Source organism: Singulisphaera sp. GP187 (genome assembly GCF_900129635.1).
GTDB lineage: Bacteria > Planctomycetota > Planctomycetia > Isosphaerales > Isosphaeraceae > Singulisphaera.
This window is the reverse complement of record NZ_FSRB01000001.1, coordinates 1,350,996-1,369,657: the sequence shown is the minus strand read 5'-3', so window position 1 is coordinate 1,369,657 and position 18,662 is coordinate 1,350,996. Positions and strand designations below refer to the sequence as shown.

Genomic DNA, 18,662 nt, shown 5'->3' with positions numbered 1-18,662 from the left:
TACTGATGTCGAACCCTGGTGCCAACCTCCGTACAATGGGCCGCACCTGCTTCGGGACGACGACGGAGACCCCTTGGGAGGTATCAGATCGGTGGAGCATTTGGCGACGGCCCCGCGACGGCTTGTGTTTCTCGGCAGCGGCACATCGACAGGCGTACCAGTTTTTGGGTGCGATTGCGCGGTCTGTACGTCTGACGACCCGCGCAATCAACGGACGCGCCCCAGCGTCCTGCTCTCGTTCCCGCTCGGGAACCTCTTGATCGACACCACGCCGGAGATGCGGCTCCAACTGCTCCGCGAAAAGATTCGCAAAGTCGATGCGATCGCGTACACCCACAATCACGCCGATCATCTCTTCGGACTCGACGATGCCCGGCTCTTCCCGAAGTATCTGGGGGGTCCGGTGCCGGTCTACTGCGAGGCCGAGACCGAGGAGAGCATCCGCACCGTCTTCCATTACGCGTTTGTCGAGAAGGCCACGGCACTGCCGCCGGGCTATGTCCCCAAACTCCAGTTCGAGCGGGTCGCGCCCGGGATCCCGTTTCAGGTCCTGGGCCAAGAAGTGATCCCGCTCCGTCTCGAGCACGGCCGGTTCCGGGTCCTCGGATTTCGGATCGGTAACCTGGCCTATTGCACCGATGTGAGCCGGATCCCCGACGCAAGTTGGCCGTTGCTCGAAGGACTCGACACGTTAATCCTGGACGCCTTGAGGCACGAGCCGCACCCGACTCACTTCTGTCTCGAGCAGGCGCTCGGCGTGGTGGAACGGCTGCGACCGGGACGAACCTTCCTGACCCACCTCTCGCACGGCTTCGATCACGGACCGACCGAGTCGACCTTGCCCCCCAAAGTCGCTTTGGCCTACGATGGGCTGACTTTGGAGTTCTGAGAAAAAGGTGCCACCGAAACTTCGTCCGCCCCACACACTGTTGAGGGTCGGCCAGAAACCGTGTGGCCGTTTGGGAGTTTGGCGCGAAATGGCCCCAGATCGATCGCTCGTCGAACGCCTGGCACGGCACGGGCAGGACTCCTTGCTGAGGTGGTGGGACGACCTCGGGCCAACCGAGCAGGCCGACCTCGTCTCAGAGATCGAACGCCTCGATTTGGATCAGATTGACACGCTGATCGCGCAGATGGTCAGAGCGGATCAACCGCCAGCCACCCCTCCCGACCAGGTTGAGCCGATCGAGGTGTTCAGGCTCCCGAAGACGGACGGGGAACGCGTGGCGCGCCGGCATGTGGCCGAGATTGGCGCCAACGCCTTGGCCGCCGGTGAAGTCGGCGTCGTGATCGTGGCCGGCGGATCGGGGACCCGGCTCGGATTTGAAGGCCCCAAGGGAACATATGCGATCGGATCCGTCTCGGGCGCGAGTCTGTTCCAGATTCATGCCGAGAAGATCGTCGCGATGGGCCGCCGCCACGGCAAGCCGTTGCCGCTCTACATCATGACGAGCCCCGAGAACCACGAGGCCACCGCGCTCTTTTTCAAGGAGCACGACAACTTCGGTCTCGAACACGTCCGCTTCTTCGTCCAAGGGCAGTTGCCCGCCGTCGATCAAACCGACGGCAAAATCCTGCTCGCCTCCAAGGGACATCTGGCCTTGAGCCCCGACGGCCACGGCGGCACCCTGGCCGCCCTGGCCGCCCGCCCCGCGGACGGGGCGCCAAGCTGCCTGGACGAGCTCCGCGAGCGCGGGATCCGGACCCTCTTCTACTTTCAGGTCGACAACCCGCTGGTGCAAATCGCCGACCCCGCGTTCCTCGGCCTGCACCGCGAAGCCGATGCCGAACTCTCGTTCAAGGTGATCGAGAAGGTCGCTCCCGACGAGAAGGTGGGCGTCGTGGTTCGCGTGGAAGGGCGTCCGCAAGTCATCGAATATTCCGACCTCCCGACCGAGCTGGCGGAACGCCGCGAGCCGGACGGAAGCCTCGCGCTCTGGGCCGGGAGCATTGCCGTTCACATCCTCGAACGAGAGTTCATCGAGCGGTTGGTGGACAACGGCGGTCATCAACTCCCGTTCCATCGCGCCATCAAGAAGGTTTCGTTCGTCAACGAGGCGGGCGAACTCGTGCAACCGGAAGCGCCGAACGCGGTCAAATTCGAGCGGTTCATTTTCGACGCGCTCCCCCAGGCGAGGCGCTGGACCTTGGTCGAGACCGATCGCGCGGTCGAGTTTGAGCCCTTGAAGAACGCCACGGGGCCCGATTCGCCGGCCACGGTCCGCCAGCGGATGAGCGACCTGTTCGCCGGTTGGCTCGAGAGTTCCGGAGTCCGGGTCCCCCGGCGCAACGACGGCTCGGTCCCGTTCGGAATCGAGGTCAGCCCCTTGTTCGCCCTCGACGCCGAGGAACTGAAAGCGAAGGTCAGTTCGGGTCTGGTCATCGACGGCCCGCTCTATCTGCGATAGTCGTCAAGCCTGGTGGGTGACGGCGAAGACGCGCCGTCACTTGCGCTGTTTCGTGGGACTGTCCGTCGAGCACCCAAGGAGAACGGAGTCGCGATGCTTCACGCTGTGGTCATGGCCGGAGGAAGTGGGACCCGATTCTGGCCCAAGAGCCGACGCAACCGCCCCAAACAGTTGCTCCGCCTCTATGGGGACGCGACGATGCTCCAGCAGACCGTCGCCCGGATCGCCCCCTTGGTCACACCCGAGCGGACCCTGATTATTACCGGCAGTGACCAGGCCGACGCGGTCCGTGCGCAGTTGCCCCAGCTTCCCCCCGAGAACGTGGTGGCCGAACCCTGTCCACGCGACACCGGCCCCTGCGTCGGGCTGGCCGCTGAGATCGTCGCCCGCAAAGATGCCGACGGCACGATGATCGTCATGCCGGCCGACCACGTGATCGAGCCTCGCGAAAAATTCCTGGCGACGGTCAACGCAGCCGTCTCGGTGATCGACGCCGACCCGTCGGCATTCGTCACCTTCGGCATCAAGCCGACGCACCCCGAGACCGGCTACGGGTACATCGAACGCGGCGAAGCCCTCCCCTCCAAGAATGGAATTGCGCTCCATCGGGTGGCCCAGTTCCGCGAAAAGCCCGACCGGGCCACCGCCGAGCGGTTCCTCGCCGAAGGCCGGTTCGCCTGGAACTCGGGCATCTTCGTCTGGCGCGCTCGCGCCATCCTCGACGCCTTACAGGTCCATCGCCCGGTCCTCGCCGCGGCTCTCGACCGCGTCGGCCAGGTGCTCGGCACGCCCGAAGAGGAAGCGACCGTCGCCCGCGAATACCCGCTGATGGAGAAAGTGCCGATCGACAAGGCCGTCATGGAGCAGGCGACGAACGTCCGGGTCCTCGAAGTCGTCTACGACTGGAACGACGTCGGCGACTGGCGTGCCCTCACGGCCCTCGTCCCGTCCGACGCCAACGGAAACACAACCCAGGGGAAAGTCTTCGCCAACGACACGACCGGCAGCATCATCGTCTCCGATGATGGGGGGGTCATCGCGACGTTGGGGGTCGACGACCTGGTGATCGTCCAGTCCGGAGGCGCCACCCTGGTCGCCCGAAAAGACCAGCTCGATAAACTCAAAGCGCTCGTCGAAGGCCTCGAAAACGGCGGTTTCGGCACCTTGCTTTGAGTTCTGACTTCCCTGCTCTCCCTGAGTCGTTGGGTTGAAAAACCAGTCATGCCAGCACGAGGCTCGGCCTGTTCGGTGCAACGTCGTTCCTCGTGCTTGGAGTCGGTCATGCCGCGGATTCTTGGCCTCGATTTCGGTACCAAGCGGGTCGGCGCCGCGGTCAGCGACCCGAGGCGAATGATCGCCACGCCGCTCGAAGTCCACGAGCGGACCGACCAGGCGCAAGACGCGCGCCACTATAAGCACCTGGTCAGCGAGCACGAGGTCGATCGGATCGTGATCGGGCTCCCCCTCCACACCGGGGGACGCGAGGGCACATCGGCCTCGAAAGCGCGAACCTTCGGCACCTGGCTCGCCAACCTGACGGGCCTACCGGTCATCTACCACGACGAACGTTACACCTCATCCGAAGCGGAAGATGCCCTGATCGCGATCGGCATGAAGCGGCACAAACGCAAAGGCTATCGCGACATGCTCGCCGCACAGATCCTGCTCCAGAACTATCTCGACGCCGGCTGTCCCGAAACCGAGCTGCCCGCCGCGCCACTGGCCGACCCGATTGAGGAGGAGTCTTGAGCCGTACCCTGATCGTCGGCTGCGGCTATCTTGGCCAACGCGTTGGCAAGATCCTGGCGGCCCGTGGCGAGACCGTCTACGGCACGGTTCGCTCCACCGCTCGGGCAGCGAGCCTACTGAGCGCGGACATCGAACCGGTGATCGCGAACGTACTCGCGCCCGACTCGCTGGCGGACTTGCCCGTTGTCGACCGCGTACTGTACTGCGTCGGCTTCGACCGCTCGGGCGCCGACTCGATGCGATCGGTCTATGTCGAGGGGCTCCGTAACTTTCTCGAGCACGCCCCAGGGACCGCCGGCCAGCTCGTCTACGTGAGTTCCACGGGCGTCTACGGCCGTAACGACGGCGGCTGGATCACCGAGGACGACCCGGCCGAGCCGGCCCACGAATCCGGCCGCGTCTGCCTCGAAGCCGAGGCGGTCGCGCGACATCTCGGCCCGGGGCGCGGTCTGAATCCGGTCGTGATCCGCTGCTCCGGTCTCTACGGCCCCCAGCGGCTTCCGCGCAAGGCGACCCTCGAACGAAACGAGCCGATCGCCGGCGACCCGACCAAGTTCCTCAACCTGATCCACATCGACGACGCCGCCAACCTGGCGGTCGCCACCCTCGACCGAGGCGCACCCGGCCGAATCTACCACGTGAGCGACGATCGCCCCGTCGAACGCCAGGAATTCTACCGCCTTGTCGCGACCTTGCTGGGACTGGCCCCGCCTCGGTTCGAAGCCTTGATCCCGGACAACCCGGCGGCGGCGCGCGAAGAGTCGAACAAGCGGATCTCCAATCGCCGGATCCGTACCGAGCTCCAGGTGGAGCTGACCTTCCCCGATATCCAGAGCGGAGTGCCCGCGGCCATCGCCGCCTCCGGATGAGGTGGGAGTATCGACTACAGCGCCTCCCACCGATCGGCCAGCGCTCCCTGCCAGATCTCGAGCTCGACAGGGGCACGGGCGACATACTGATGTAGCCGCTCCACGCCCTCGACCGAAAGAAACTCCAGACAAGGAACCTTGGCGCGTGGAGTAGACTCAGTGTCAGTTCAGGTTTCGACAAGTGGCCGAGGCGGAAACATGTCCTAACAAGAATGGCACGAGGTCAAGAGCGGGCGTACACTGGTTTTCGTCGCAAAAACAGTGTACAGGAGCCTGAAAATTACTGCACAGAATCCTTATCCTCGTACCATTCTCCAAGATCAGATATCGCGATATCGGATCCTGACCCCTTTAAATTCACGGCGGCCGTGACTCCGCGAGCGTCCGCCACGCCTGCATGGCCGCCGCCGTCCGCCACGCCGCCGACCCCGCCCTCCCGTCCGGCCGCCGCCGCCCTCGCCCGCCGCTGGAGCCAGGGCGAGCTTCGAGAGCCGTCCTCCCACTCTTGAGAGCCAGAAAAAAGTGAAGCACGCATTGCAGCCTCGCGGAGGCTGCAATGAACCCTCGCGCCGGGAGGACTTCGCGTCCCTCGGGAGTGCGAGCTTCGCCGGACTGATTCGATGCGCCTGATCGTTGACAAACGTACGCGATCCGATTACGGTTCTCAGTGGGGTGGTAAACCATCGATGGTTTGCAAGCGTTGGCATTTCTGAATACAGGCCCGGCGAATCAAGAGGCGGACCGATGAGTCCCGCGGAGCGGAAGGATCTATCCAAGGCGGAATGGAAGGTCATGAAGATCGTCTGGGAGTTGCGGAAGGCGATGGCCCGTGAGGTCTACACGATCGCCGGCGAGCAGCATTCCTGGACGCCGGCCACCGTCAAGACGCTCCTCAAGCGGCTGGTTGACAAGGGGTACGTGTCGACCACCCAGGTTGGCAACGGGTTCGTCTATCGGCCGGCCCAGACGCCACTTTCGACGCTACAAGCCGCCGCCGACACCTTGATGACGAATGCCGTCGAGGGCATGACGGGCCCGCTCTTGGTCCATATGGTCGAGCGGACTCCGCTGAGCGAAGCCGACCTCGACTCGCTCCAGAAGCTCATCGACGCAAAGAAAGAGTCGTTGAAGAAGCGCGGTGACGTATAGCTTGCCCAGGTCTCGTTTCCGACGGGAGGACGTGGTGATGATGGAAGTCATGATCGCATATGCCAACTCCATGGGAGACCGGTGGGGAGGCTGGATGATCGCTACGTTGCTGGATTCGGCGCTTCTGCTCACGTTGATCGGCCTGGTCTGGTTAGTCATTCGCACTCGGGTCGCCCCCCAGGTGGGTTACGCCCTCTTCCTGCTGGTCCCGCTCAAGTTACTGGTCCCCGTAGCGGTGACGGTTCCGGCCGGCTTGGCGCAATGGACGCCCTCCGCCCTGGCGTCATCATGGTTTAAAGGTACTCATGGCGCCGAGGTTGTCGAAGGCCATCCTTCGGCTGAATCGCCGGCGGTTGCATTGGCGACGGGGCAGGCCGATTCGTCTGGGTCAAGGCTCGAACCGTTCCTGGGGTCACGCCCTCTCACCGCGGAAACGAATCCACAGATCTTGCCAGGCGAAGTTGAATCCAAGTTCACGAGTACAGCCGCGATGGGTGGACCGGCTCAACCCGGTGCGGGGGCGGCCCGGCTGTCGGTGTCGGCCCTGGTCATGATCGCCTGGCTGGCTGGGGTCCTGCTACTACTGGGGCGGCTCGCGCACGCCCAGCTTCGATTTCGGGCCCAACTTCGCCGGGTCTCGCCGCTTGATGAGTCGAGGCTGGCCATCGACTTGCCCAGACTCTGTCGGCTCGCCGGAGTTCCTGAGACGATCCGGCTGGTGGAACATGATTCCATCGCCGCCCCCGCGGTTTGGGGCGTCGTTCGACCCGCGATCATCTTCCCGCAGGGGCTGGCCTTTTCCCTCTCGGCGCGGCAACTGCGGTGGGTCTTGCTTCATGAGCTGGCCCACGTCAGGCGCCTTGATTTGATCGTCGTGGCCCTGCAGCGATGCGTCGCCATCCTCCACTTCTTCAATCCGGCGGCCTGGATCGCGAATCGGATCATTCATCGCCTTCGGGAATACGCCTGCGACGATCTCGCGGCCTCACTCAGCCCTGGGACCGCGGTCGAGTCGGGCGAGGCGTTCCTGCGGATCCTCCGGCATGCCGATCGGAGCGGCCGCAACCTGGAAGGAGCCCTCGGGGTCTTCGGCCTGGATTCGCGAGCCTCCTGTTTTCTCCGCATTCAGCGGCTGCTGGATGCGGAGCGGCCGATTCGGCCCGCGCCGGGCGCGTGGTCGCTCTGGGCCTTGATTCTGCTCGCCGTTATCGCGGTGCCCCAACTGCGGGCCTCCGGTGACGACCTTCGGGCCGATTCGCAGGATCGCGGCAAGGGATCGGCGGCCCTGGAACAACCGGATCCGAAAGCCGGGGGCGACAAAGCCGTCGCCAAGGCCGAGCCGTCATTCGAGCTTCGCGTCGTGGGGCCGGACAGGAAGCCGGTGCCGGAGGCCGTCGTCGAGATTCGCACGAAGCCCGCTCCGTCCGCCGAGCAGATCCGCCGCGGCACGTTCGTCAAGAAGAGCACTTACGGACCGATCGTGAAGACGGACGCCGAGGGGTGCCTCGTGGTCGTGCTTCCCCAGGCTCCGGACCATTTCGACGTCAACATCACAACTCCGGGCTACGGGCCTTACTGGGCGGGTTGGTCTTCCGAATCTCATGAGGAACTGATTCCATCCCGCTTCACCGCCGAGTTGGAAGCGGGCTGGTCGGTGGGGGGAGTCATCGTCGACGCCGCGGGCAAGCCCGTCGAAGGCGTGAAGATCCATCCCAACCTCGAATTCAAGAAGCGTCCCGGGGACCATCGGCAATTCGGCGTCGGCACGACGCTGAAGACCGACGTCGCAGGCAAGTGGCATTTCGACAGCGTGCCGGCCTTGATGGGCGAAGTCTTCGTGGAGATCGATCACCCGGATTATAAGTCGCTCCGCCGGCCGTTGACGCGCGATGAGTTCGGCATCGAACGAGGTCGGGAGCCGGTGAGCAAGGTTGTTCTGGATCGCGGCCTGACGGTCACCGGCCGGGTCACCGACGAAGCGGGAAAGCCGATCGTCGGGGCTCGGATTCGCACGAAGTTCCTGAACGACATCCGCGAGGCGAAGACGGGGGATGACGGGGTTTACAAACTGGCCGGTTGTGAGCCCCGATCGGCCAGGATCGTGGCTTCCGCCAAGGGCCGGGCCACGGACGTGAAGGAACTGAGCATCGACCAGGCGATGGGGCCGGTCGACTTCCAGATGAAGCCCGGCGGCACCGTTCGGATCCGAGTTTTGGACGCTCAGGGCAACCCGGTCCCCAAGGCACGCATCCTCTTCCAGCAGTGGCGCGGCCACTACGCGTACTTCGAGTTCGACCACGTCAGTCAATATGCCGACAAGGAGGGAGTCTGGGTCTGGAACGAAGCCCCTCTGGATGAATTCCAGGCGGATATCTGCTCCGACCACGAGATGGACCTGGTTGATCAACCGCTGACCGCCCGCGCGGAGGAGTATGTCTTTCGACTCCCACCTCCCCTCGTGGTCACGGGCAAGGTCATCGACGCGGTCACCAAGGAGCCGATCAAAGCATTCCGCGTCGTACCGGGGGTGAGGTCGAGCGAATCGCACATGAACTGGATCCCGAGTCAGACCTATTCAGCCTCCGATGGCCATCTGCGATTCCGTCGTGATCGCGGCGATTTTGCCCATATGTTCCGCATCGAGGCCGACGGCTATATGCCCACGGTCTCGCGCGATTTCAAGAGTAACGAGGGGAACGTCTCGATCGATTTCGAATTGAAGCGAGGGAAGGACATCATCGCGAAGGTGGTCACGCCGGGTATCCTCCCCGCGATCGGAGCCAAGGTCGCGCTGGGAGTTGCCGGGTCTCAGATCAACATCCAGAATGGGGACATCGACGATGCCTCCACCTACTGTACGCGAGAGACGACCGACAAGGACGGCCGCTTCCACTTCCCCCCGCAGGACAAGGATTTTCAACTCGTCATCACGCACACTTCAGGATACGCACACATCAAGTCCGCGGCCGAATGGGCGACGGTGAGGATCATTCGCCTGAAACCATGGTCTCGGGTGGAAGGGACCTTCCGCGTCGGGAAGACGCCTACGGCGAACGTGCCGATCACGATCAGTTCCGGCGAAATCCATTCCTATGGACCGGATGCGCCGAGCATCTTCACTCATCACGACGTGACCACCGGGCCGGGCGGGCGATTCGTCTTCGACCGCGTGGTCTCAGGTCGAGGGGCGATCGGTCGTCGGATCATGCTGACGGTGGACGACGGCGCCACGGACGTGACCTCGTCGTGCATGCTTTCGGCGGAATTCCCGGGCGGAAAAACCGCCCACATCGATCTCGGCGGAACCGGCCGGCCGGTCGTCGGCAAGCTCCGGCCCCCCGACGGATTTGACGAGAAGGTTCGTTGGAATTTCGCCTTGGTCACGGCCCAACCCGACGCGGCCGAGGCTGGCGTGGCCGGTCCTTATCTTACGGCCAGCGTGGACCGCGACGGCCACTTCCGGATCGACGACGTGCCCGTGGGAACCTATTCCCTGAGCGTCCGGTTCGATCGGAATGGTGCGGGCCAGTTGTTGAATCACCGGATTGAAGTACCGGCGCAAGCAGGTGATGTTGCGGTCCAGGCGGTTGACCTGGGAGTGCTGAAGCTGGAGAAGCGCTGAGCGGTGGTTCCTTGCGGTTCGTTCGTTGAGGTCGAAGGGTGAGCCGCACGTCCAATGAGCGGCTCACCCGAGATTCAAAAAAGAGGGGGTGGGATTCCGAGGTGGTCATCCCGGGGCTGGGAGAACTGCGGCCGGGCTGGGGCGTGCTACAAAACGGCGCTAGTCCAGGCCGCGTGGGCGGCGTTCCGTGCCAAGCCGACGCACCTGTCGAGGAAGTTTCGAAGAATCGCGGGCAGTCGCGGCAAAAAGCGAGCAGCCGTTGCGGTTGTGCACACGATCCTTGTAATCATGCACCACATGCTGAAGGAGGGGGGGACCACCTATCAAGAGTTTGCCGGGGAGATCGAAGCGGCTTGAGAGGACGTCGCGGGCGTGATCGAGCTGCAACGACAATGATAGTGGCAAGGTGGTCAACCTGGCGGGCCGAGGCTTTGATCGCTCGTTCCACGTCAGGCGTCGGCGGTGTTTCGGGTGGAACAATCCGCCGAATGATTGGGTCCGATAATGGGCGCTATGGGCCGCAATCCGCCGGCCGTGCCGGTGGTGGCAAATTGACTCTCTTGGCGGCGGTATTGTGAGATCTTGGCCCCGCCAATCCGTGTCAGCCGGTCGAGCATCCTGCGCGGCTGGACCATGCCCGGGCCGGGTGGAGACAGCACCATGTCAGGATTCCGGACCTCGATCGCCGGCACCATGCTTATGGTCGCCCTGATCGCCGCGAACTTCGCCCTAGTCCCGACCCTGAAGGATGTGCCGTTCGAGGGGACGCGGCTCGCATTCATCGGGGCCTTGCCGATGGCGAATCTCGTGGCGGTCTGCCTGGCGATCGGAGCCTCACGGTTGGTTCGTCGGGGCGAGGTCGCACTCCCCCTCATCATGTTCGCGTTAGTCGGCGGGGCGGCGATCCTGCTGCTGTTGATCGTCGCGACGGTGGCGCCCGGGTCGTTCTACGACTACATCAGCCTCACCGCGGGCCTCTACCAGGGTCCGCGACAGTACGCGATGGAGATCCATCTACTCGGGATGGTGGCCACCGGCCCGGTGGCAATGCTCGTGGTCTACGGGGCGATCGCCGTTCCGCTGCTGGTCCCGACGCTGCTCGGGTGCTGGATGACTCGAGGCTACCGCCTGAGACTCTTGAAAGGCTCCGACGCCGCGGGAGAGTAAGGACCGGATCAGCGGATCTCCCCCGGAACCGCCGTAACGTCCGATCATGGGGAACTGATCCCCTTGAATTCCCGTAACTGCCATCGTAGGCTTCCGGCGTTCATAGGAATGGGATGCCGGGAAGGGAGAAAGTCATGGAACGCGGTGAGTTCCGTTTCACTTTGGGCGAAATGCTCGTTGGTGTCGTCCTATTTGCCGTCCCCCTTGCCTATTGGAACTCGACTGTCATAGGCTTCAGGTACAGTCCCTTGTCACCGTCGTCCCAAAAGTTGTCAGCAGCACGCCCGCAGCACTCTTTGGCTATCCAAAAACAAAACAATTCAAATATTTTATACATATTTAGTGCCTATAAGATTACATTTCATGTGATCGCGACGCTAAGTTCGGCAGTTTTCGTAGCATTTCTGATGATTCGTCGTCTCCGCCGAAGACGAGGTAGGACCTCGGTCGCCTACCCTTGAATTTTCTACTAATCCCTCGTTATCACGCGTGGAACGCCCCGAACAGGGTTGCACCATCTCCGGGCAATCGGTACGTTCCACGGTAAAACGTGCTGGTGTGGAACGTCCGATCATGGGGAACTGATCCCCCTGCATTTCCTCCAAAGGCCGTGCTGCTGTACGCACGGACGAAAGAGGGTCTTGTTGCACACAATGTCAGTGCTGGTTCCGATGTCGAATTGCCGGGGGGTTACCGATGAAACGATTCCGACTGAGTACGCTTCTATTGTTGGTGATCATCGCCGCTCTGTCGTTGGCACTTCTCAACCAAACTCGGAGGGCGGATCGTCTGGAGGCCGAGTTGCAGGCCCCCAAGCCAATAACGAGATATAATCCGTTATGGATCCAACATGCGGGAGATTTTGTGTCGCCGGAGGATGATGTGGTTATCGGTGAGAGACGATGAGTCACGAGCTGGTCAAAGCGTCGCCGGTCAGCGTAGCACGGTAGAACACCCAAGGCAGGACTGCGCGGGTTCGAGGCAGTATGTTCCACACGGCCGTCGCGATCGTCCGATAATGGCGACTCGGTACAAGTCGAACCCGCTCGGTTGGACCCAAGCCAGGCGAACATAGACGTCATGCGACGGTGAACTTATTTACACTCACGTTCGATGACGACGAGACGAGCACCCGAACCAGGGACCGAAAAACCCGTCGGACGCGCCATTGCCGCCTTCCCCGAAGGGCCGGTGAAGCAAAGTTTGAGGCGGTCGCCGTCCAAATCGTAGATGCCACGCAGGGTCGTCCCCGTAGGCAAGACGAGGTCGATTGCCTTGGGGGTCGACGTCGGATCGAGCTTGAAGGAAGGACTCTTGATATTCCGCTCAATCCACTCTCCCACCAACGAGGCGGCGATCGGTTTGCCTCGGGCGCTCACGATCAGTTTGCGGGCATCGAAGATGTATTGCCTCGTCATGAGAAACGGTTCATTGACCGCCACCCCTGAGTCTTCAATCCTCACCACCCGCCAACGACCCTGGATACTGGCCGCGTCACCCCGCGGAAACCAGGCGGAGAGATCCAGGATCACCACGAGAATGAGTCCCACCGCGCCGGCAATTCTCAACCGTGGAGAAGTCGACCGTAAGGAAACGAGTCGCATGGCTCGGTGTCCCACAAGATTATGCTGCGACTTCCTTTTACCCGCTGCCCTCCTGACACTTGTCGCAGAAGATTCTATCCGAGTCCAGAGGCCGATCAAGAGTCTCGATGGACGATCGATACGATTGCATCCGGAACGCGAGTTAACCAATCCTGGAGCCGCTCAAACCGTCCTGGGAATCGGAGGCAGGCTCGCCCGGGGAGTGAATATCGGGGACGTTCCACGGGGTCATCTCTGCGCGTGAAATGTCCGATACGGCTGTTATGTTGCGTTTGTAACCCCATGGGCTAAACCTTACCTACCGACGGGGCGCATGGCCCATAAGCCATCGCGACTTTGACCACATCCGCAGAGTTGTGGAGGTGGTTCGCGGTCAGCTCAACGGGGCGTGAGTCGCAATGGAACAGAAAACTGGAATCGGGACCCAATTGCCGCGGGATGGTCGGGTTCATCGGCACCACATGGCTCGAATCAACTATGGAACAGCGGCAAGGGTTCGAAGGCGCCGCCCAGGGCCTCCTTCGACGCCAGGCCGAGCCAGCCCTCCAGGACAGTGGCGTAGACGCGGCGGAAGTCCACCGTCAGCTTCAGGTCGCCGTCGACCAGATCGGTGAGGCTCGGGTAGGCCCCGTGCAGCCCCGGCCGGACGCGCGGGCTGGCCAGGAGGACCGGGCCGGACGTCCCATGGTCGGTCCCCTTCGATCCGTTCTCGGCGACGCGCCGGCCGAACTCGCTGAAGACCAGAACAAGAACCCTGTCCGCCAGCCGCGCCTCGGCCAGGTCATCGAGGAACGCCCGGAGCGAGGCCGAGAGCTCCTCCAGCAACGGGGCGTGCTGCGGGATCTGGTAGCCGTGGGTGTCATAGCCGCCCTGCTCGAGGTAATAGACGCGCGTGCCTAGCCCGGCCTTGATCAGCCGCGCCGTCAGATTCAGCCGACGGGCGAGCTCCGACTCGGGATAAGGTGCATCGCCGCTCGCCCCGGCGACGGCCTCGAGACGGTCCGCGGTCGTGTAGGCGTCCAGCAGGCTACGGCGGAGGAACCGCCCCAGGTCGTCACCGGCGGACGAGGAGCCGATCGGCGGGGTCTCGGCCTCCTTGTCGACCAAGGCATAGTCGTCGAGTCGGTCGAGCGCGGCGCTGATGGACCGCCGGCCGCGGATGGTCGGCGGCGGGGAGTCGGGCCCGATCAGCATGGCCGCCGGGGCGCCGTCGCGGGTCGGCGGGCCCGCGTCGAGGCCGCGGCCGACCCAGCCCAGACCGGTGTGGTCCCGCTCGTCGAGCCGGGCCGATTGCCAGATCGCCATGCTCCGGAAGTGCGAGCGACTTGGGTTGGGATAGCCCACCCCCGGCACGATCGCCAGCCGCCCTGACTCCAACAGCCTGCCCGCGGCGGCCATCGACGGATGCAGGCCCACCTCGCTGTTGATCCGGACCAGCCGCTTCTCAGGCAGGCGGATGGCCTTGCGGTGCTTCGCGTACCCCTCGTCCTTGAAGGGGACGACCGTGTTGATGCCGTCGTTGCCGCCGTCGAGCTGCAAGACGACCAGGATGCGGCCGTCCCTCTCCGGACAGGCGGCCTGCGCCGTGCGGGCCAGGAAGCCGGGCAGCGTCGGCGCCAGGGCGATCAGGGTCGAATCCCGTAGGCCGCGGGCGAGGAATCGTCGTCGTGTCTCCACGGTCTCACCTCCCAGGAATGCGGGTCAGATGCGTTGCGCCTCGGGCGACGCGACGAGTCGAGCCAAGGCCTGCCGGGCCGATACCAGCTCATCGAGGGGGACCTTGAGGCGATCGGTACCGAGCAGCAATTGCGCGAAGAACGCCGGGTTGTGGCGCTGGCCATGGCGCTCCGCCAAATCGATCGGGTCGAACGGCGTGCCCAGTCCGACCGGCTCGCCGGCGACCAGGGCCGCGGCGAGGTTCGCCCGGCCGATCGCCGAGCGGGTCGTGATCCAGGCCCGGCCGCCGGGCCACCCGCCGACGTTGGGCGGATAGAACAGGTCCTGGCCCAGCCGGCCGCACCAGTCGGCGAGCACCGGCGTACTCGGGGCCGGGTCGAACATCTCCAGCGCCCGCACGCTGCCGAGAGCGAAATCGAGCGGGCTCGCGACGCGGCGTCCCAGATTGGCCGCGTCGAAGCAGAGCCGTGAGCGGAGAACCGTCGCCACGCCCCATCCGACATCGAGGTCGTGCGCCCTCAGTTCCTCGGCGAGTGCGTCCAGGGCCTCGGACTCGACCGCGCCCTCGCCGAGGAACTCATGGCAGAGCCGCCAGGCCAGCCGGCGAGACGTGGCGGGATGCTCCAGGAGCAGCGCGGCCAGCCCGTCGGCGTCGAAGGCGCAGGTGTGGCCCAGGATGGTCTTCGTGCCCGCGTCGTGCCGGATCGGGACGAACCGCGCCTCGTCGTTCACGAGCTTCCAGCCCGTCAGCGCGCGGGCGGCCTGCTTGACGTCGTCCTCGGAATAGGGACCAATCCCGAGCGTGAACAGCTCCATCAGCTCGCGGGCGAGGTTCTCGTTGGGATGCCCCTTGGTGTTCTCCTGGGCGTCGAGCCAGACCAGAAGCGCCGGGTCGTGGAGCATCGCGTGCAGGAGCCGGCCGAACGGGGCCCGGCAGAGCGAGCGCAGGGTCTCGTTCTGCCGTCGCATCAGGGAGAGGTCATTGACCTTGAGGTTGCTGGTGGCGAAGTGGCCATGCCAGATCAGCGTCAGGCGCTCGGTGAGCGGGTCCGGGCCGAAGAGCATGCGGTAGACCCACCAGCCCTTGAGACGACTGGAATCGGGCGCGGCCAGCGCCCGGTCGGCCAGGCCGTCGGCGAACGCGGCGAACCCTGCGGGGATGCCGCAGGATCGAGACGTCCCGTCCAGGAGCCGGTCGATCGACGCCTCGGGGCCATCATTCAGGTCGCGCTGCAACTCGTCCCAGGTGGCGGCGAAGCCGGCCCGGCGGTGCAGATGGACGACCCGGCGAAGGTCCCATGGCATGGCTTCGTCGGGGACATAGGGCGCCCAGGGATCGCCCGATCTCGGTCGCATGGTATGCGCTCGCACCGGCTCTCTCCCGAGCGGTCATTGTTGGTGGATTTCCTTGGCCTTCACGTCGCCCAGGTCACGGAGCTCGCCCGATTTCAGAGCGGGCTTCCGGAGGGCATTGCCGCCGTCGAGTTGGACGCCCCAGCGATTCGGGACTGCGATCGTAACTTCGGTCTCAACGCCCGGCACGAACGCCTCGACCCGGAAGCGACCCTGGGCGTCTGCGGTGACCTTCTCGCCGAAGGAGCATCCGAAGGCCCCTGAGGGCCGGTCCGGGTCGGACATCCAGACATCGAGCGTGGCCCCCGCCCACGGCAGGCCATCGTCGTCGAGGAGCCGCCCCGTGATCGCGCCCGCCGGGAAGAGCTTGACCTCCAGCGGCGCGTGGGATTTCAGGTCTTCATCTTTGAGCACGGCCGCACCGACAAGCTTGCGGGTCCCGTGCGTGAAGACCAGCAGTCGAGGATGGCCCGGCTCCAGGCCCCCGACCTCGAACGTATCGGCGTCGAGCGCCCGTGAGTTACCAGTCCCCGACCAGTCGCGGGCGCTAAGGCCGTAGGCAGCCGCGCCGACGACGAGCCGCCCGTCCGGGTCGATGAGCCGGCCCACGCGGCTCTGGCCGCAGACCAGCTCGAGGTCCATGGTGACCGGTCCCGAGCCGGCCGGGACGTCGATGAATCGATAGATGTGATGACCGACGAGCTGGTGTGCGTAAACATTGTCGTCGCGCTGGTTCTTTCGATCCGCCGCCTTCAGGTGGGCGGCGGCGTACGGGTCATCCTTCCCTTCGACGGCTGCGGCCCCGGCGATCATCCCGCGGCCGGGCGGGACCGTCAGCCCGAACGCCGCGTCGGCCAGCCGGGAGAACCCGAGGGAGTCTCCGTTGGCCACATTATCCAGCGCCTTGGTGTATTCGACATCCGCTGGTGGGACCACCCGGCCCGTCACCTTGTCGATCAACCGACCGGTCACGATCACCCCGGGGGGCACCTCGATCGTCGTCTCGAGCGGCTTGAGCCCCTCCGTGTCATCGATAAGCTCCCAGCGGCGGAGGAACGAGTCGATTCCCTGCCTCGGATTGACCTGGATTCGGTAGAACTCCCCCTTCGGTATCCCATCAAGGCGGAAGTGGCCTGCGGCGTCGGTCTGGGCGGTGACGGCGGTATGGGTCCCCGGGTCGGCGCCACGGACGATGGCGCCTTCGACCGGTTTGCCGGACCCCTTCAGGCGGACGACGCCGACAAGCGGCTTGGTCGGGCCGGCGATGTAGTCGAAGGTCGCGCCGACGAGCTGGGTCCCCTGCGGATAGAGGCCATTGAACGCAGCGTCCCGGTCCTTGCTCATCAACTCCCTATGCAGGCTGGGCCGCGACCGAGCCCGAGGCGGCGCCTTCGCGGGGCGGGCCATCACGTCGAGCGTGCCGTCCGCCACGCCGCCGCCGTGGAACTCCAGCCGGGCGATGCGGTCGCGTCCGATCCCTCGTACCTCGAACCGACCGTCGGCGCCGGTGGTCCAAGCGTTCCGGCTCCCGGGCCAGAGGGGCGTGGGATCCGCTTGCCAGGTCGGGGGCGCCGATCCGAGCGAGTTGCCGTACCGGCGTGCCATCCGTGACACGTCTTCATCGACCGCGCCCGAGACCAGCAAGGCGTCGAGGTCGACGCCGTCGTTGACCTCCCAGATCGCCCGGATTCGCACGAGCACACCGGCGACGGGCCGGCCTTGCGGATTCAAGACACGCCCGCGGACGGGCACGTCGTCCCGGACCAGCCGCAGCGCCATGTCGCCCCGCTTGACCATGTCGCCGACCTCGACCCAAGCCGGTGCGAATCCCGGCGCAGCGACCGCGATCTGGGCCTTGTGCCAACCGGTCACGCCGCTGTAGTACGAGCCATCGCTCGCCCCCTTGTCCAACTCGAAATGGAACCGTCCATCTGCACCAGTCGCCGCCACACGCCCCTTCTGTCGCGCGGCCATCGGGTCGATCTCGCTCCAACGAGGTTCGGCATAGGGACGCACGTAGACCCCGGCGCCGGGGACCGGCTTACCGTCGGGGTCGAGCACTCGGCCGCGGATGGGGTGCATGCCAACCGAGGCGGCAAGGCCCGATCGAGGCGGCGGTACGGCGACCTCGGCCTCCTTCGGGACGGCGGGGGCCTGCGCCTCGCCCGTCCCCTGCTTTGTGGCCTCCGGCCCAGGCGAGTACAACGCGGCCGACGCCCCCCAGACCAGGAGGCAGGAAGTGGCGAGGACGGCCGAGACCAGGGGCAACTTCTGGAGCGACATGGTCCGTGATACCTCTCGGGTCAGTGCCATAGCGGTCGCCGAGACAGTTCCGACCGCCGCGGCGGGTTCGAAGACGGCCAGCGCCGCCCGCACGGTCGCCCCCCTCCAGGCGGCCGGCACGGTCACCCGGGCCTCTCGGAGCCAGAGCGACGCGAGCATCGCCCGGTCCTGTCCCAGGCCGCGGCCGGCCAATCGCGTCCGCAGCCGCTCGCGTCCCTCGCTCAGCCGACGCCGGAGCGTACGCTCGCTCAGGCGTAACTCCGCAGAGGCCCGGTCATGCGGGGTGCCCTGGAGGTCGCAGAGAACCACCGCGCTGCGGGATTTCTTGGGCAGCCGGGCAATCTCCTCGTGGAGGGCGTTCAAGAGCTCGTCCCGGGCCGACGGCCCCGGCTCCGAGGTCATCGGCGCCATCTGAGCGGCCCGCCGTTCGTAAGCCCGTCGCCGGGCGGCGGCAACATTTGCCCGGATCGCCACGCGGCGCGCCGCGAGACAGAGCCAACCACCCAGGGCGACGGGGCCGCGGATTGTCCCGGCTTTCCTGACCAGGATGAGGAAGGTGGCCTGAAACGCGTCCTCCGCGTCGTTCGGGTCGCTCAGGAGGCCGCGGCAGACGCCCAGGACCATTGGCCCGTGGCGAGCCACCAACGCGTCGAATGCCAAGGCGTCACGGCCGGAGGCGAAAAGCCCGAGCAACTCCGCGTCGGAGAGTCCCGTCAGTGTCCCCTCCGCGAAGAGCCGGCCTATCTGTTGCGGTACGCGCGGCATCACGATGGCGCTCTCG

The 18,662-nt window shown here is 65.1% G+C and carries 12 protein-coding genes; 8 read left to right on the top strand and 4 right to left on the bottom strand.

All coding sequences use genetic code 11. From position 1 onward, the window contains the following. Positions 1-91 precede the first annotated feature (91 nt). The 8 genes from BUS42_RS05345 to BUS42_RS05295 all read left to right on the top strand — a co-directional run bounded on the left by BUS42_RS05345 (position 92) and on the right by BUS42_RS05295 (position 10,964). A complete protein-coding gene (locus tag BUS42_RS05345) occupies positions 92-889 on the top strand; it encodes an MBL fold metallo-hydrolase (protein ID WP_074305894.1) in 798 nt (265 codons plus the stop codon). 88 nt (positions 890-977) lie between these two features. After that, positions 978-2,408 carry a UTP--glucose-1-phosphate uridylyltransferase gene (locus BUS42_RS05340; protein ID WP_074305892.1) on the top strand — a complete coding sequence of 477 codons (1,431 nt, stop codon included), beginning with the start codon at positions 978-980 and terminating at the stop codon, positions 2,406-2,408. Between the two features lie 93 nt (positions 2,409-2,501). Continuing rightward, a complete protein-coding gene (locus BUS42_RS05335) occupies positions 2,502-3,581 on the top strand; it encodes a mannose-1-phosphate guanylyltransferase (protein ID WP_074305890.1) in 1,080 nt (359 codons plus the stop codon). Positions 3,582-3,689: 108 nt separating this feature from the next. Further along, a complete protein-coding gene (ruvX, locus tag BUS42_RS05330) occupies positions 3,690-4,157 on the top strand; it encodes a Holliday junction resolvase RuvX (RefSeq protein ID WP_074305888.1) in 468 nt (155 codons plus the stop codon). Further along, positions 4,154-5,026, top strand: a complete 873-nt coding sequence (locus tag BUS42_RS05325) for an SDR family oxidoreductase (RefSeq protein ID WP_074305886.1) — start codon at positions 4,154-4,156, stop codon at positions 5,024-5,026. The genes ruvX and BUS42_RS05325 overlap by 4 nt, the downstream gene beginning before the upstream one ends. 744 nt (positions 5,027-5,770) lie before the next feature. Continuing rightward, on the top strand, positions 5,771-6,175 hold the full coding sequence (locus BUS42_RS05315) for a BlaI/MecI/CopY family transcriptional regulator (RefSeq protein WP_074305882.1): 405 nt from the start codon (positions 5,771-5,773) through the stop codon (positions 6,173-6,175). Positions 6,176-6,269: 94 nt separating this feature from the next. Continuing rightward, positions 6,270-9,797 carry a M56 family metallopeptidase gene (locus tag BUS42_RS05310; protein WP_159452171.1) on the top strand — a complete coding sequence of 1,176 codons (3,528 nt, stop codon included), beginning with the start codon at positions 6,270-6,272 and terminating at the stop codon, positions 9,795-9,797. Positions 9,798-10,457: 660 nt separating this feature from the next. Next, a complete protein-coding gene (locus BUS42_RS05295) occupies positions 10,458-10,964 on the top strand; it encodes a hypothetical protein (protein WP_074305874.1) in 507 nt (168 codons plus the stop codon). 1,094 nt (positions 10,965-12,058) lie between these two features. Here BUS42_RS05295 and BUS42_RS05290 read toward each other — a convergent pair. From BUS42_RS05290 to BUS42_RS05275, 4 genes are all read right to left on the bottom strand, one after another. After that, positions 12,059-12,514 (bottom strand): TIGR03067 domain-containing protein, encoded by a 456-nt coding sequence (locus BUS42_RS05290; RefSeq protein ID WP_159452170.1) that lies wholly within the window; start codon positions 12,512-12,514, stop codon positions 12,059-12,061. Between the two features lie 525 nt (positions 12,515-13,039). Further along, positions 13,040-14,245, bottom strand: coding sequence for a DUF1501 domain-containing protein (locus BUS42_RS05285; RefSeq protein ID WP_074305870.1), 1,206 nt, complete (start codon positions 14,243-14,245; stop codon positions 13,040-13,042). Positions 14,246-14,269: 24 nt separating this feature from the next. Further along, on the bottom strand, positions 14,270-15,601 hold the full coding sequence (locus BUS42_RS05280) for a DUF1800 domain-containing protein (protein WP_074305868.1): 1,332 nt from the start codon (positions 15,599-15,601) through the stop codon (positions 14,270-14,272). A gap of 33 nt (positions 15,602-15,634) precedes the next feature. Continuing rightward, entirely contained in the window at positions 15,635-18,646 is a 3,012-nt protein-coding gene (locus BUS42_RS05275; protein ID WP_074305866.1) for a sigma-70 family RNA polymerase sigma factor, read from the bottom strand. Positions 18,647-18,662 lie beyond the last annotated feature (16 nt).

Coding starts and splice junctions, on each gene's coding strand:
- BUS42_RS05340 (WP_074305892.1), top strand. CDS start 978: ATGGCCCCAGATCGATCGCTCGTCGAACGCCTGGCACGGCACGGGCAG.
- BUS42_RS05335 (WP_074305890.1), top strand. CDS start 2,502: ATGCTTCACGCTGTGGTCATGGCCGGAGGAAGTGGGACCCGATTCTGG.
- ruvX (WP_074305888.1), top strand. CDS start 3,690: ATGCCGCGGATTCTTGGCCTCGATTTCGGTACCAAGCGGGTCGGCGCC.
- BUS42_RS05315 (WP_074305882.1), top strand. CDS start 5,771: ATGAGTCCCGCGGAGCGGAAGGATCTATCCAAGGCGGAATGGAAGGTC.
- BUS42_RS05310 (WP_159452171.1), top strand. CDS start 6,270: ATGATCGCTACGTTGCTGGATTCGGCGCTTCTGCTCACGTTGATCGGC.
- BUS42_RS05295 (WP_074305874.1), top strand. CDS start 10,458: ATGTCAGGATTCCGGACCTCGATCGCCGGCACCATGCTTATGGTCGCC.
- BUS42_RS05280 (WP_074305868.1), bottom strand. CDS start 15,601: ATGCGACCGAGATCGGGCGATCCCTGGGCGCCCTATGTCCCCGACGAA.
- BUS42_RS05275 (WP_074305866.1), bottom strand. CDS start 18,646: ATGCCGCGCGTACCGCAACAGATAGGCCGGCTCTTCGCGGAGGGGACA.